General features: G+C 39.3%; 14 protein-coding genes and 4 tRNA genes. 5 read left to right on the forward strand and 13 right to left on the reverse strand.

Annotated elements, in window-relative coordinates; all coding sequences use genetic code 11:
• Window positions 1-51: 51 nt before the first annotated feature.
• Both PUND_RS14455 and PUND_RS14460 read right to left on the reverse strand, forming a co-directional pair.
• Window positions 52-273, reverse strand: coding sequence for a helix-turn-helix transcriptional regulator (locus PUND_RS14455; RefSeq protein WP_010392331.1), 222 nt, complete (start codon window positions 271-273; stop codon window positions 52-54).
• Window positions 266-766 carry a hypothetical protein gene (locus PUND_RS14460; protein WP_010392329.1) on the reverse strand — a complete coding sequence of 167 codons (501 nt, stop codon included), beginning with the start codon at window positions 764-766 and terminating at the stop codon, window positions 266-268. Before PUND_RS14460 ends, PUND_RS14455 begins: the two co-directional genes overlap by 8 nt.
• Window positions 767-1,096: 330 nt before the next feature.
• Between PUND_RS14460 and PUND_RS14465 the strand changes: the two genes are divergently transcribed.
• The 3 genes from PUND_RS14465 to PUND_RS14475 all read left to right on the forward strand — a co-directional run bounded on the left by PUND_RS14465 (window position 1,097) and on the right by PUND_RS14475 (window position 2,592).
• The gene (locus PUND_RS14465; protein WP_008114223.1) at window positions 1,097-1,243 is read left to right on the forward strand and encodes a hypothetical protein; all 147 of its coding nucleotides are present in this window, start codon (window positions 1,097-1,099) and stop codon (window positions 1,241-1,243) included.
• Window positions 1,244-1,354: 111 nt separating this feature from the next.
• Entirely contained in the window at window positions 1,355-2,341 is a 987-nt protein-coding gene (locus PUND_RS14470) for a hydrolase (RefSeq protein WP_041709582.1), read from the forward strand.
• A 2-nt stretch (window positions 2,342-2,343) separates the two neighbouring features.
• Complete coding sequence (locus PUND_RS14475) at window positions 2,344-2,592, forward strand: YheU family protein (RefSeq protein ID WP_010392322.1); 249 nt, start codon at window positions 2,344-2,346, stop codon at window positions 2,590-2,592.
• Here PUND_RS14475 and PUND_RS14480 read toward each other — a convergent pair whose 3' ends face one another.
• From PUND_RS14480 to PUND_RS14490, 3 genes are all read right to left on the reverse strand, one after another.
• On the reverse strand, window positions 2,593-3,324 hold the full coding sequence (locus PUND_RS14480; protein WP_010392320.1) for a LytR/AlgR family response regulator transcription factor: 732 nt from the start codon (window positions 3,322-3,324) through the stop codon (window positions 2,593-2,595).
• Complete coding sequence (locus PUND_RS14485) at window positions 3,314-4,054, reverse strand: sensor histidine kinase (RefSeq protein ID WP_198501066.1); 741 nt, start codon at window positions 4,052-4,054, stop codon at window positions 3,314-3,316. Before PUND_RS14485 ends, PUND_RS14480 begins: the two co-directional genes overlap by 11 nt.
• Before the next feature lie 374 nt (window positions 4,055-4,428).
• Complete coding sequence (locus PUND_RS14490) at window positions 4,429-5,070, reverse strand: hypothetical protein (RefSeq protein ID WP_010392316.1); 642 nt, start codon at window positions 5,068-5,070, stop codon at window positions 4,429-4,431.
• A 193-nt stretch (window positions 5,071-5,263) separates the two neighbouring features.
• On the opposite strand from PUND_RS14490, the gene PUND_RS14495 reads away from it, so the two are divergent.
• A complete protein-coding gene (locus tag PUND_RS14495) occupies window positions 5,264-6,451 on the forward strand; it encodes a dipeptidase (RefSeq protein ID WP_010392314.1) in 1,188 nt (395 codons plus the stop codon).
• A gap of 174 nt (window positions 6,452-6,625) precedes the next feature.
• A complete protein-coding gene (locus PUND_RS14500) occupies window positions 6,626-7,537 on the forward strand; it encodes a hypothetical protein (RefSeq protein WP_010392312.1) in 912 nt (303 codons plus the stop codon).
• 668 nt (window positions 7,538-8,205) lie between these two features.
• Here PUND_RS14500 and tuf read toward each other — a convergent pair.
• The 8 genes from tuf to murB form a co-directional block, all read right to left on the reverse strand.
• On the reverse strand, window positions 8,206-9,390 hold the full coding sequence (tuf, locus tag PUND_RS14505; RefSeq protein ID WP_109875886.1) for an elongation factor Tu: 1,185 nt from the start codon (window positions 9,388-9,390) through the stop codon (window positions 8,206-8,208).
• A gap of 135 nt (window positions 9,391-9,525) precedes the next feature.
• Window positions 9,526-9,601 (reverse strand) — tRNA-Thr (locus PUND_RS14510).
• A 10-nt stretch (window positions 9,602-9,611) separates the two neighbouring features.
• Window positions 9,612-9,686: transfer RNA gene (locus PUND_RS14515), tRNA-Gly, on the reverse strand.
• A gap of 131 nt (window positions 9,687-9,817) precedes the next feature.
• Window positions 9,818-9,902: transfer RNA gene (locus PUND_RS14520), tRNA-Tyr, on the reverse strand.
• Window positions 9,903-9,943: 41 nt separating this feature from the next.
• Window positions 9,944-10,019 (reverse strand) — tRNA-Thr (locus PUND_RS14525).
• A 126-nt stretch (window positions 10,020-10,145) separates the two neighbouring features.
• Window positions 10,146-10,844, reverse strand: coding sequence for a type III pantothenate kinase (locus tag PUND_RS14530; RefSeq protein ID WP_010392297.1), 699 nt, complete (start codon window positions 10,842-10,844; stop codon window positions 10,146-10,148).
• Window positions 10,841-11,833 (reverse strand): bifunctional biotin--[acetyl-CoA-carboxylase] ligase/biotin operon repressor BirA, encoded by a 993-nt coding sequence (birA, locus tag PUND_RS14535; protein WP_010392296.1) that lies wholly within the window; start codon window positions 11,831-11,833, stop codon window positions 10,841-10,843. The genes PUND_RS14530 and birA overlap by 4 nt, the downstream gene beginning before the upstream one ends.
• A complete protein-coding gene (gene murB, locus PUND_RS14540) occupies window positions 11,830-12,840 on the reverse strand; it encodes a UDP-N-acetylmuramate dehydrogenase (RefSeq protein WP_010392293.1) in 1,011 nt (336 codons plus the stop codon). Before murB ends, birA begins: the two co-directional genes overlap by 4 nt.
• Window positions 12,841-12,942 lie beyond the last annotated feature (102 nt).

The following is a 12,942-nucleotide window of genomic DNA, read 5'->3' on the forward strand; positions in this document are numbered from 1 at the left end:
AATATTAGCTCTTATATACATGGTTACTTTGGTTTACTTTTATACACCAAGCTATATATCTTTAGTTTTGTATTGAAATACCTCTTCTAAAGGTAAGTTAAAAACTAAAGAAATTTTAAAAGCCACCTCTAAAGTGGGTGAATATTTATTTGCCTCAATTGCCATTACCGTTTGCCGCGTTACGCCAATAGCATCTGCTAACTGCTTTTGCGTCATTTCATCGCGTAAAAAGCGTAATGTTCGAATAGAGTTAGTTATTGCATACTCACTCATAGATATCACCCGTTCTGCCTTTATAAAGCTGCGCTATGTAATTGACTATTTCGGCAATCAAAAAAGCGCCTACCATGATATGCATTGGTAAATATGGAATATTATATTCGATAGCTGGGCCCCAGTTATTAGCTTCAATTTGATATTGAAAAATAGCAACACAAATTCCCGCCTGTAAGATTATGGCCTTGTATTTATAACCCACTAAATTTATTTGCTTTTCTCTCACATCAGGTGGCTGATTTAATTCATTATCACTGATAAATGTAAGTAATAAATAGCTCAATACTATAAGTATCACAGAATAAATTAACACCTGTAGCAATAAGCCAGATAACCAAGAAACAGAACTAAGCTGCTGCGTACTCGCATTCATTAGGCTGTTTACATAAAAGTAAGATATGTACACGCTTACTAGTAAATCGATACTCAGCGTCAGTTCTCTAAAACTTATGCTTTGTAAAAGTTCTTTAAAGTGCTCTGAACGAGTCATATAAAGCTAACTCCAAGTAAAATATTTTTGACTTTTAAACTATAAGTTCACTTTTTATCCATGTCAAATATATTTAACACCAGGTTTATTTTATTTAACCTAAAACAAAGCAACGGTTATTCAAAGCTGAACTTTGCTGACCATCTTTATTATAAAAGTGATTAAAAAATCGCAGATAATTTACTAAAAAGTGCAAAATCGACTTAACTTTATTGATCAAAATCAACATCTGCATTGCCCATTTTATAATCTGTAAAATAGCTTGATCTGGATCATATCAAGTACCACTGAGCCAGCCTATGATTACCTAATAGACATCAGGAGGCAATTATGGACGTATTCTTTAGAGATTTTTTTAGCGACCCAGTACTATTTTTATCATTTGGATTTTTAGGCGTCGTTATTAGTTTATGCCTTTTCTTTGTGTATTTTTTCATGAAAAAAGTACACGATGCAGATATTAAAGAACAGCATTAAGCACGACGCACAAAGCGCCTTATTAGTTTACTGATTAGGCGCTTTTTATTTTTAAATATAAAAAATTTGCTACACTAGCGCTTCGTTAATTGCAAAGTGCGTAGTACAGACATGATCCCTAAGTTCAAACCCGCATGGTGGATGACCAACCGACACGTTCAAACCATAATACCGCGTTTTTTCCGCCCTTTTCATCATACTCGCTACGAACTTGCGCAACTTGATACGCCCGACGGAGACTTTATTGAGCTTGCTTGGTCACTCCCGCATAACGAAAAAGCACCACTCGCAGTGGTACTTCATGGACTTGAAGGCAATATCAACAGTTTTTATGCCAAAGGCATGATGAAGGCATTAAAAAAGCAAGGCTTTGCTGTCGTATTGATGCACTTTAGAAACTGCTCAACCGAAGTAAACCGCTTACCAAGAGCCTACCATAGTGGCGACACCGCCGATTTAGCTTTTTTTATAAATCATTTAAAACAACAGTTTCCAAATCGCCCTATTGTAGCGGTGGGTTTTTCATTGGGTGGTAATGTACTGGCTAAGTATTTAGGCGAAGAAAACATTCACTGCCCGCTTAACGCAGCTGCCGTGATATCTGCGCCCTATGATTTATCATCATCTAGTGATGTTATTCGTAAAAGCTTAGGTAAAATTTATCAAAAATATTTGCTCGATCGAATGAAAAAGTCGATGCAACGTAAATTACCGCAAATTAAACAACAGATACCGATCACCACTGATCAATTAATGGAAATTGACGATTTATTAGAGTTCGATAACCAGCTTACAGCACCGTTGCATGGCTTTGAGAATGCACACGATTACTACAAAAAAGCCAGTGCGATGCCCTACTTAAAAGATATTGCGACACCTACACTAATTATTCATGCCAAAGACGACCCTATGCTGTCGATTAAAGCGGTTCCAAGTAGTCAGGATGTAAGTGAGCATGTTACGCTGCGTATCTCTGAAAAAGGCGGCCACGTTGGCTTTATTAGCGGTAACAATCCACTCAAGCCCGTGTATTGGCTAGAGCAAGTAGTGCCTGACTATTTTAAGCAATGTGTATTTAATAACACTGATAATGAGTGACTATGATTATTCCTTTTGAACAACTTGATAAAGACACACTGTACAACCTAATTGAAAGCTATGTACTGCGTGAAGGCACAGATTATGGCGAACAAGAATTCAGTATTGAAAGTAAAGTGGCGCAAGTAAATCAGCAATTAAAAAGCGGCGAAGCTATGGTGTTTTTCTCTGAACTGCACGAATCGGTCACCATAATCTCGAAAAACGAATTCAAAGCTATGCAAAGTGAAGAGCAACATTTGCAACAATAGCTATAGATTAAAGCTTAATTGTTGCTTTAACTTACTTGCTTGACGACGAGATATTTCAACTTGTGCACCATTACGGAGCTTTGCCAAAAGCCCATAATTTATAGTTTCTTCAAGTTCCATTATCGCGTCTAGTCGTATTATGTCACTGCGGCTTGCTCGTAAAAAGTAATCTGGATTTAAGCGAGCTTCAATTTTAGTTAAAGAGCTATGAATATAGGCCTTCCCGAAAGCAGTATAAATCGCTGCATGATTACCAATACTTTCAAACCTTAAAATGTCTGCCAATTGGATAATTTTCATGTTCTCAGAAAATTTAACCATCAATTTAAAGTTATCTTCTAAGTAACTAATAGGGCGCTGTGTCAGTTGCCCTTCCAACTTTTCTAAGGTGCCTTCTAAACGCTCTTTTACAATAGGCTTTAGTAAATAATCAACGGCATTAAGGCTAAAGGCATCTACAGCAAACTCGTTATACGCTGTGCAAAATATTATATTAGTCTCACCTGCTAGCTGCTCCGCAAGTTCAATACCTGTGCCGCCCGGCATTTCAATATCAAGAAAAACAACATCAGGCTTATGCTTTTTTATTAATTCATAAGCATGGCAAATATTTTCAGCCTCATCAATTATATCTATGTGCTTATAAGGCTTTAATAACCGAGCTAACTCATTTCGAGCAAGTAGCTCATCATCGACTATTAATGCTGTTATGGTCGGCTTATTATGTTGCATAGGGCACCTCCAAAGTTGCATTAAACTGTCCGCTCTGTTTTTTAATGAGCAACTTACCATGTTGTGCAAACATCAGCTCAAGTCTTGATTGAATATTCTGTAACCCCAATTTGGTGCCGGACTTAAGTTTCGTTTCATCAAAAGGGTTATTCACTGTAATCGTGACTGTTTCCCCTGTTCTTACTACATCTACTTTTATTTCTCCACCCTCTACTAAATGGGCAATGCCGTGCTTTGTCGCGTTTTCGATTAAAGTTAATAAAGCCATACTCGGTAATACGACTTTTTTTAACGCGTCATCACACTGCATTGTGACTAAAAGCCGTTTACCAAACCGTACTTTTTCAATCGCCAAATAATGTTCGCATACCGTCCACTCTTGTTCAAAATTGACGTGGGTTTGTAAATCTGTGGTGAGGTTATATCTAAATAGCTCAGAAAGCTGGGTAACAATATCAGCGGCTTTATCTTGATCTTGGTAAATCATGCCACGAATTGAGTTTAAGGTATTGAATAAAAAATGAGGATTGATTTGGCTTTTAAGGTTTTCAAGTTGCTGCTCTTTCAGCTGACTCATAATAAGTTTTTTTTCTCTTCGCGATACTACCGCTAAGTAACAACCACTCCATATTAAACTCATTACTAACGCATTAAAAAAGCTTGAGAACACTCCGGTAAACTGTTGCTCATTTAAATCTACCGTTGCTTCTCCATATATTTGTATGCTCATACTCGAAGCGCTCTCAGGTAAAATGAAAGGCGTAAAATAACCTACATTCAGAGTCTGTATTAATGCTAACGGAATAGATAACACACTTAGCAAAAAAATATTGAGTCGTGCTATTTTTAACTTACCACACAACCGGTTACCTAAGGTGTAAAGGATAAAATGGGTCAATAACACAAATACAGATGCATGTGAGACAGTTCTTAAAAGCAAATTAGCATGGTGCTCTGATGCTGTATTTAATATCGCAACTCCTAAGCTATAGTTTATAAGCACAATACAAGTAAAAACCAACAACTGGCAATACCAATAACTTCGCATGGGTACACTCCTTTGATAATACAGAGCATTGTACCCAAGACCGATTAAGTTACTACTCAAAATTTTGATACCACAGTAAAAAACAGTGATTGATTATTGCCAACACTTAGGTAACCTGCGCTAAATAAGGCATATTTGGCTTTCGTTGTTTCCAGTGCGAACTTATAACCAGTCTCACTTTTTAACGCATCGCGATGCTCTAGTGCTGTATTCAGCACAAAATCCTTATAAAAATTATATTTGCCACCCACACGAGTTATATCAAATGTTTGAGAACCTACGTGATTATTAATATCGAGTTGCTGCTTCATTAATGCACTTTCAATATAAAAATGTGCTTTGTCTGAATATGCCCAATTAACCCCTAGAGTGATTTCGGTTTGAGTTAAATTAGCTTTATCACCATCCTTATTTATTTGATGCTGTAAGCGCCCATAAAGATCAACCTTACCATTGAGCTGATCTTTTGAAAGTTTGCCTAATGAAGCTTGGTAATTAATGCCAACACCTTTCCCATCAAACACGTCTTTAATTTTGGCTGTTTGAAAGTCAACAGAAAAACCCTCATGGAATTGAAGCACTGAATCGGTTTCATCTATTTCATCTGCGTAACTGATTGATGAAAAAACCAATAATAATGTTGCTAAAATTGGTTTAAAAGATAGTTTGCCTGGCTGATTTTTTATAGTAATTTGCATAGTTATGTCCCTTAAATTGCAGTACGCCTTAGACGCATACTGAGTCTTTGTTGACTAGGACTATAACGATTACATTTGATACCGAAGGGTAATAAGTGATTAATGGCTAAAAAAGAGGATAAACGGATAGTAGGCAGGACGAATCAATTGTTGTTACAATCATTAGCATTATTATAATAAAATAGGTAAGAACATGAAATTACGTTTAGCACTTAGCGCCATTGCACTAACCGTTGCTGGAGCACAAGCAACGACGGCCCCCCCTTCAGATAAAGCAATCAAGCTTGCTCACGATACCATTTTAATCGACACCCACATTGATGTGCCTTACCGCATTCATGATAAATGGGCGGATGTAACTAAAGCCACTGATGGCGGCGATTTTGATTACCCTCGTGCAGTAAAAGGCGGTTTAAACGCGCCATTTATGTCGATTTATATTCCTGCTCATTTAGAGTTTGAAGGCAAAGGAAAAAGCTTTCAATTAGCGAATCAATTAATTGATGGTATGGAAGCGATTGCGTTTCGTGCTCCAGATAAGTTTGCCATTGCCAGCTCAACAAGCGATATAGAAGCACAATTTACGCAAGGTAAAATGTCGATTGCCATGGGTATGGAAAACGGATCGCCTATCGAGGGCGAAATGAAAAACCTACAACACTTTTTTGATCGTGGCGTGCGTTACATCACCCTAGCTCACTCGCAAAGCAATCATATTTCTGACTCATCATACGATATTCGTCGCAAGTGGAAAGGCTTAAGCCCATTCGGTAAAGAGCTAGTAAAAGAGATGAATAACATCGGCATGCTGATTGATGTATCGCATATTTCGGATGATGCATTTTATCAAGTAATGGAGTTGTCTAACACACCCGTTATTGCATCACACTCTTCACTACGTAAATATACGCCTGGTTTTGAGCGTAATATGAATGACGACATGCTGTTAGCCCTTAAGAAGAACGGTGGTGTGATTCAAATTAACTTTGGCTCAAGTTTTGTTACTTCAAAAGCCGGAAGTTGGTACGATCAATTCAAAAGTAAAAAGCAAACAATTACTGAAGAAGGCAAAAAAGTAGCTAAAGATTTTGATGCTATGTACCGCGCTAAAAATCCATTTCCATTTGCTAGCCTTGAGCAAGTGCTTGATCATATTGATCACGTTGTGAAGCTAATTGGTATCGATCATGTTGGTATTGGCTCTGATTACGACGGTGTAGGTGACTCACTGCCTATCGGCTTAAAGGATGTATCTAGCTACCCTAACCTAGTTCAAGGTTTGATAGACAGAGGTTACAGTGATACCGATATTAAAAAGATTTTAAGCGGCAATACACTAAGAGTGTGGAAGCAAGCTGAGCAATACGCAAAATCGCATTAAGCTTTACGCGCTAGGCTTAGGTCTAGCGCTTATAGCCAATTTAAACACCGTATTTCGCCACTCACGCCCCGCCTTCTTAATTAACTTGTATATTTCATCCTCATTTAACACTTTTTTTAACAGACTTATATTTCGAAAACAGATAAATTACCCATTTTAGAGGCAGATTATTTTATGACTATAAACAAAGGAACTATTGCGATTACTATAGCAACACTTGCCTTGGTAATTTCATGCTACGGGACATTTTTTAAAGATCAGCCCAGTTCGCTTAATAAACCCAAGCAGCAACAGCTAAGCCCCACAGTTTCTATTAGTACTCCTGCAGAATATCAGCAATCAAATGAAGCCTTAATTGACGAACTAAGCAAGAAAGTAAGTTCGCTACAACGCAAAGTAGCAAACTTAACACTGCACGCTAATGGCTCTTATCAAGAACAAAATACCGACGAATTTAAGGAACTTGTTCTTGACGTACTAGAGGAAAAACAGCAGCAAGAAGATGAAAAACGACGTGAGCAAAATCCTCTTTATAGCTTTTATGCAGACTTACCAGAAGACTATGATTTAAGGATCAAATCAGAACCTGATTATGCAAAACAAATAAACTCTCAATTAAGAGAGCAAACTTTAGATCCAAGCATCTCTGATTTAAATAGGTTAGCTGCACTGAGCCAACTGCAAATGAATATGTATATTCTAAATAAATCTACTATGCCTGAGTATGACTATGAAGTAGTAGGTAACATTTTAAATTTAGCGAACAACAGTAGTGATGAAAAATTTAAAATTCAAGCTATTGAGTTATCAACTCAAACACCGGTACTTGATTACCGCCTTGCAGAGCAATTTACAAAATTGTTAGAGCAAGACTCGAATGATTATATCCGTCGCTTAGCTGCACAAGGGTTGATGGCGCAATACTACCAAGCTCAAAATAAACAAGATGGTTATACGAAGCAAATGGCGCAGCATCTACTATCAGTTTATAACAACAGCTCTGGCAATGCAGTCAGGGCAACGCTTGACGAAATGATGGGTAACCAAAATATGCTTGATGAATTACGTAAGAATGCTGGTTACTAACTGATTAAGTTCATGCTCCCACTCTGTTACAGCGATAACATTAATACTTAAACTTTACTTCAGACATTAAAAACTCGAGACTAAGCTCGGGTTTTTTTAATGCTTAATGCATTACAACAGTTGATGACTCAACGATAATTGCTACAAAGCATCGATGCCTAAGGTAAAAGAGCCACCTTCACATTACATAAATTACAAGCATTAAAAAACCCGAGGCTAAGCTCGGGTTTTTTTAATGCTTAATGCATTACAACAGTTGATGACTCAACGATAATTGCTACAAAGCATCGATGCCTAAGGTAAAAGAGCCACCTTCACATTACATAAATTACAAGCATTAAAAAACCCGAGGCTAAGCTCGGGTTTTTTTAATGCTTAATGCATTACAACAGTTGATGACTCAACGATAATTGCTACAAAGCATCGATGCCTAAGGTAAAAGAGCCACCTTCACATTACATAAATTACAAGCATTAAAAAACCCGAGGCTAAGCTCGGGTTTTTTTAATGCTTAATGCATTACAACAGTTGATGACTCAACGATAATTGCTACAAAGCATCGATGCCTAAGGTAAAAGAGCCACCTTCACATTACATAAATTACAAGCATTAAAAAACCCGAGGCTAAGCTCGGGTTTTTTTAATGCTTAATGCATTACAACAGTTGATTACTCAACGATAGTTGCAACAACACCAGCACCAACAGTACGGCCACCTTCACGGATAGCGAAACGAAGACCTTCGTCCATCGCGATTGGCGCGATTAGAGTTACTGTCATCTTAACGTTATCACCAGGCATTACCATTTCTACGCCTTCTGGTAACTGTACGTCACCTGTTACGTCAGTTGTACGGAAGTAGAACTGTGGACGGTAACCTTTGAAGAATGGAGTATGACGACCACCTTCATCTTTAGAAAGTACGTATACTTCTGAAGTGAATGTTGTGTGTGGGTTGATTGAACCAGGCTTAGCTAGTACTTGACCACGTTCAACGTCTTCACGCTTAGTACCACGTAGAAGTGCACCAATGTTCTCACCAGCACGACCTTCGTCAAGAAGCTTACGGAACATCTCAACACCAGTACAAGTAGACTTAGTCGTCTCTTTGATACCAACGATTTCAACTTCGTCATTCACGTTGATGATACCAGCTTCAACACGGCCAGTTACAACAGTACCACGACCTTGGATTGAGAAAACGTCTTCGATAGGCATGATGAATGGCTTATCGATGTCACGCTCTGGCTCTGGAATGTAAGAATCTAGTGCTTCTGCAAGCTCTACGATTTTAGCTTCCCATTGCTCTTCGCCTTCAAGTGCTTTAAGTGCAGAACCTTGAATTAGTGGTAAGTCATCACCTGGGAAGTCGTATTCAGAAAGAAGTTCACGAACTTCCATTTCTACTAGCTCAAGTAGCTCTTCATCATCAACCATGTCACATTTGTTCATGAACACAACGATGTAAGGAACGCCAACTTGGCGAGAAAGTAGGATGTGCTCACGAGTTTGTGGCATAGGACCGTCAGTCGCAGCAACTACTAAGATAGCGCCGTCCATTTGAGCAGCACCAGTGATCATGTTTTTAACATAATCGGCGTGTCCAGGACAATCTACGTGTGCGTAGTGACGAGTAGGCGTATCGTACTCAACGTGTGAAGTTGAGATTGTGATACCACGCTCGCGCTCTTCTGGAGCGTTATCGATTGATGCGAAATCTTTAGCAACACCGCCGTATACTTTTGCAAGTACGTTAGTGATTGCTGCAGTTAGTGTAGTTTTACCGTGGTCAACGTGGCCGATTGTACCAACGTTTACGTGCGGTTTTACGCGTTCAAACTTTTCTTTTGCCATGACGGAACCTATCAGTTTTGTGTATCTAGATTACATATGAAAATAATCCACCATAGGTAGATTAAGTTAATTTTTTCAAATTTCAAATAGTTTTTTCTGACAGATAAAGGAAGTGTTTAAGGAGATTCGATTGACTGGTGCTGATAGGCAGATTTGAACTGCCGACCTCACCCTTACCAAGGGTGCGCTCTACCAACTGAGCTATATCAGCATCATCAAATTGGAGCGGGCAGCGGGAATCGAACCCGCATCATCAGCTTGGAAGGCTGAGGTAATAGCCATTATACGATGCCCGCTTTAAGGAACCTGTTCTTAAACTACCTCTAACCGTCTAGAATAAAGTGGTGGAGGGAGCTGGATTCGCCATTATACGATGCCCGCTTTAAGGAACCTGTTCTTAAACTACCTCTAACCGTCTAGAATAAAGTGGTGGAGGGAGCTGGATTCGAACCAGCGAAGGCTGAGCCGTCAGATTTACAGTCTGATCCCTTTGGCCGCTCGGGAACCCCTCCACGATAATTCTTTATACTAAGCACTTCCGGTAAAAGGAAAGTGGTGCCGACTAACCGAGTCGAACGGTTGACCTACTGATTACAAGTCAGTTGCTCTACCAGCTGAGCTAAGTCGGCACTGCTTTAGTACGGGGCGAGATTCTAGAGTAAGGTTTATTGGGATGCAACCAAAAAATTAAAAAAAATGTGATTTTATGCTTCAAACGCTCACTATTCGCGCAAAAAGCGGTTTTTTTGTTGTTTTTAACTCTTTTTAGCTAACTCATACCAGTAATTTAAGCCTTTCATCACTAGCATTGGGTCGAAAATACTGTCTGAAAAATACCCTTGTAATAGCTGACCATAACCACCAGCAAAAATTAAAAGGCTATTTTTTGTATTTAAATGCAGCTTTGCTTGTTCAATTGCGCCAATAGTTGCCACTAAAGCACCATTTTTTAATCCGTTAGGAGTGTTTTTGCCAAGCTCATTAGCAAATGGCGTGTTTTCATCATCAAATACGCGTTGAGTATTTTGAGTGAGTGAGGCAGTCATTAAATCAAGCCCTGGTAATATCCAACCACCTAAGTGCTGTCCATCATTATTAAGGACGTCTATAGTCGTTGCCGTGCCAGCATCAACAACAATTGCGGCCGTATTAGGGTAAAGCGTATAACCACTAATGAGCGCCAACCATCTATCTATACCCAAATTACCCACTTGTTGATACGCGCAATGCAACGTACCGAGCTCATGACTAACCGTAGCCTCAAAGCAATCGATATTTTGTGCTTGGGCTTTTTCTAATAGCTGCTTGAGTAATTCACTACGACCCACACAAGCGTATACAACAACCGTAATTTGCAGCCATGGAATATTATTAGTATCGCATGGCTGTATTTGCCCATCTTGCCACAATACAGCTTTGAGCGAGGTATTACCTACATCAATGAGTAATCTCATGCTTGCGCCTTTCTTAATGAAATCTCACCGCCATAATAACTTTTCACTTCACCGTCTTGGCGAATACGTACACCACCGTGCGCATCTATACCTTCACAAATGCCACACCAGCTACGATGCCCGGTATTAAGCTCTACCTGCTGACCAGCAAATGCATTTAATGCATTCCATTGTTGATACATAGTTTGTAAGCCATTCTCACGATATTGCGCTAAGCGTTGCTCTAAACAATAAGTTAATGAAGCTACTAGTTGATTTTTATCTAGCTGCTGGGTGTGCTGACTTAAATCGGTCCACGCTTGGTCAATGTACTGACTGGCACTTTGTGGCATATTTAAATTAATACCAATCCCTATTACCAACTGACATGGCCCTTGTGGCTGCCCATCTAATTCTACCAAGACACCTGCGAGTTTTTGTTTGTTTATATAAATGTCGTTTGGCCATTTAAGCTCTACTTCAATACCATAAAGTGCTTTTATCGCATCATACACCGCTAAACCAACAGCAATTGATACGCCCATCGCGGCTTGTAAGCCATCGTCTAAGCGCCAAAAATAACTGTAGTATAAGTTTGCACCAAAGGGTGATTGCCATACTCGGCCTCGACGCCCCCGCCCTGCTTGCTGCATTTCGGCTACAATCACGGTGCCCGATTCGAGCGCTGCTTTAGCTTGAATACGGCGCATTAACTCGCTGTTGGTTGAATCAATCAGTGGTTGCACTTCAATATTCGCGATATTAGCGCCTAACTCAGTATAGTGCTGCTGTATACTTTGCTGATTAAGTAAACCTACTTGGTTATTTAAGCAATAGCCTTTACCCGTAACTTTAAATACATCTAAGCCCATAGCCTGTAAGCTTTGAATATGCTTACTTACCGCCGCGCGACTTATTCCTAATTCATCACCTAGTGCTTGCCCAGAGACAAACCCACCTTCATTCAGTGCATTTAAAATAGCCAGCTTGTTTCCATCAGGTGCTTTCATACTGATTGCTCCAAAGAGATATGGCATTCATTGTGTTGATCAATTAACCGCACTTCGTGTTCTAAACTTATGTTGTAACGTGTTAAAACAATATCCTGAATGTGAGCAATCATATTAATTAAATCATCCCCTGTACTATTACCATGATTAACTAGTACCAGCGCTTGCTGTTGATGCACTTCTATATCTGCAATTTTATATCCCTTTAATCCCGCTTGCTCTATTAACCACCCTGCAGCCACTTTATGGTGACCGGCACCATGCGGGTAATGAGGTACCTCAGGATATGTCGTAATTAACTGCGCTAATTCACTATTAGTGATAATAGGGTTCTTAAAAAAACTGCCTGCATTAGCCAGCTTATAGGGATTTGGGAGTTTGCTGTTACGCGTTTGTATCACTTGTGCGCACACTTGCTGTGGCGTCGGGTTTTTTAGTTGTTGTAGCGGCCCATAACTGAGTACTGGCTGCCATATTTTGGACAACTTAAAGTGCACTTGGGTGATCACTGCTTTATTTTTTAGCGCGTGTTTAAATACCGATTCACGATAAGCAAAGTGACATTGCTGATTAGTTAAAGATTTAAAGCTACCGCTATCAATATCAAAATAGTCAACAGCTTCAATAAACTGAGCTATTTCTACGCCATAGGCACCAATATTTTGTACTGGTGCAGCGCCGACTGTACCAGGGATGAGAGCTAAGTTTTCAAACCCCGCAATACCTTGTTCCAGCAAGTAAGTCACTAATTGATGCCAATTTTCACCGGCAGCTACACTAACTAAAAAGTCATGCGAGCGCTCAGTTATAGTAATGCCTTGGGTTGCCATTTTAATGACCGTGCCTGCATAGTCATTTAAAAAAATAGTATTACTGCCCTCACCCAACAAACAAAAAGGGACTTTAAAGCACTGACTTTTAAGCTGCGCTGAGTCGGTAATCTCGACAAAATTTTGGCATTGGCTACTTAATGCAAATGTATGTAGGGGTTGTAATGAGTGCGGCACAAAGCCCTCTAAAGGTAGCAGTAATTAATCGCTCTAGTTTAACTCATCGTCGCAAATTGCGCATCAGCTTGTAAAAATTGTTCAACCCACTGCAGCAATCAT

It is taken from the genome of Pseudoalteromonas undina, from assembly GCF_000238275.3.
Taxonomy (GTDB): domain Bacteria; phylum Pseudomonadota; class Gammaproteobacteria; order Enterobacterales; family Alteromonadaceae; genus Pseudoalteromonas; species Pseudoalteromonas undina.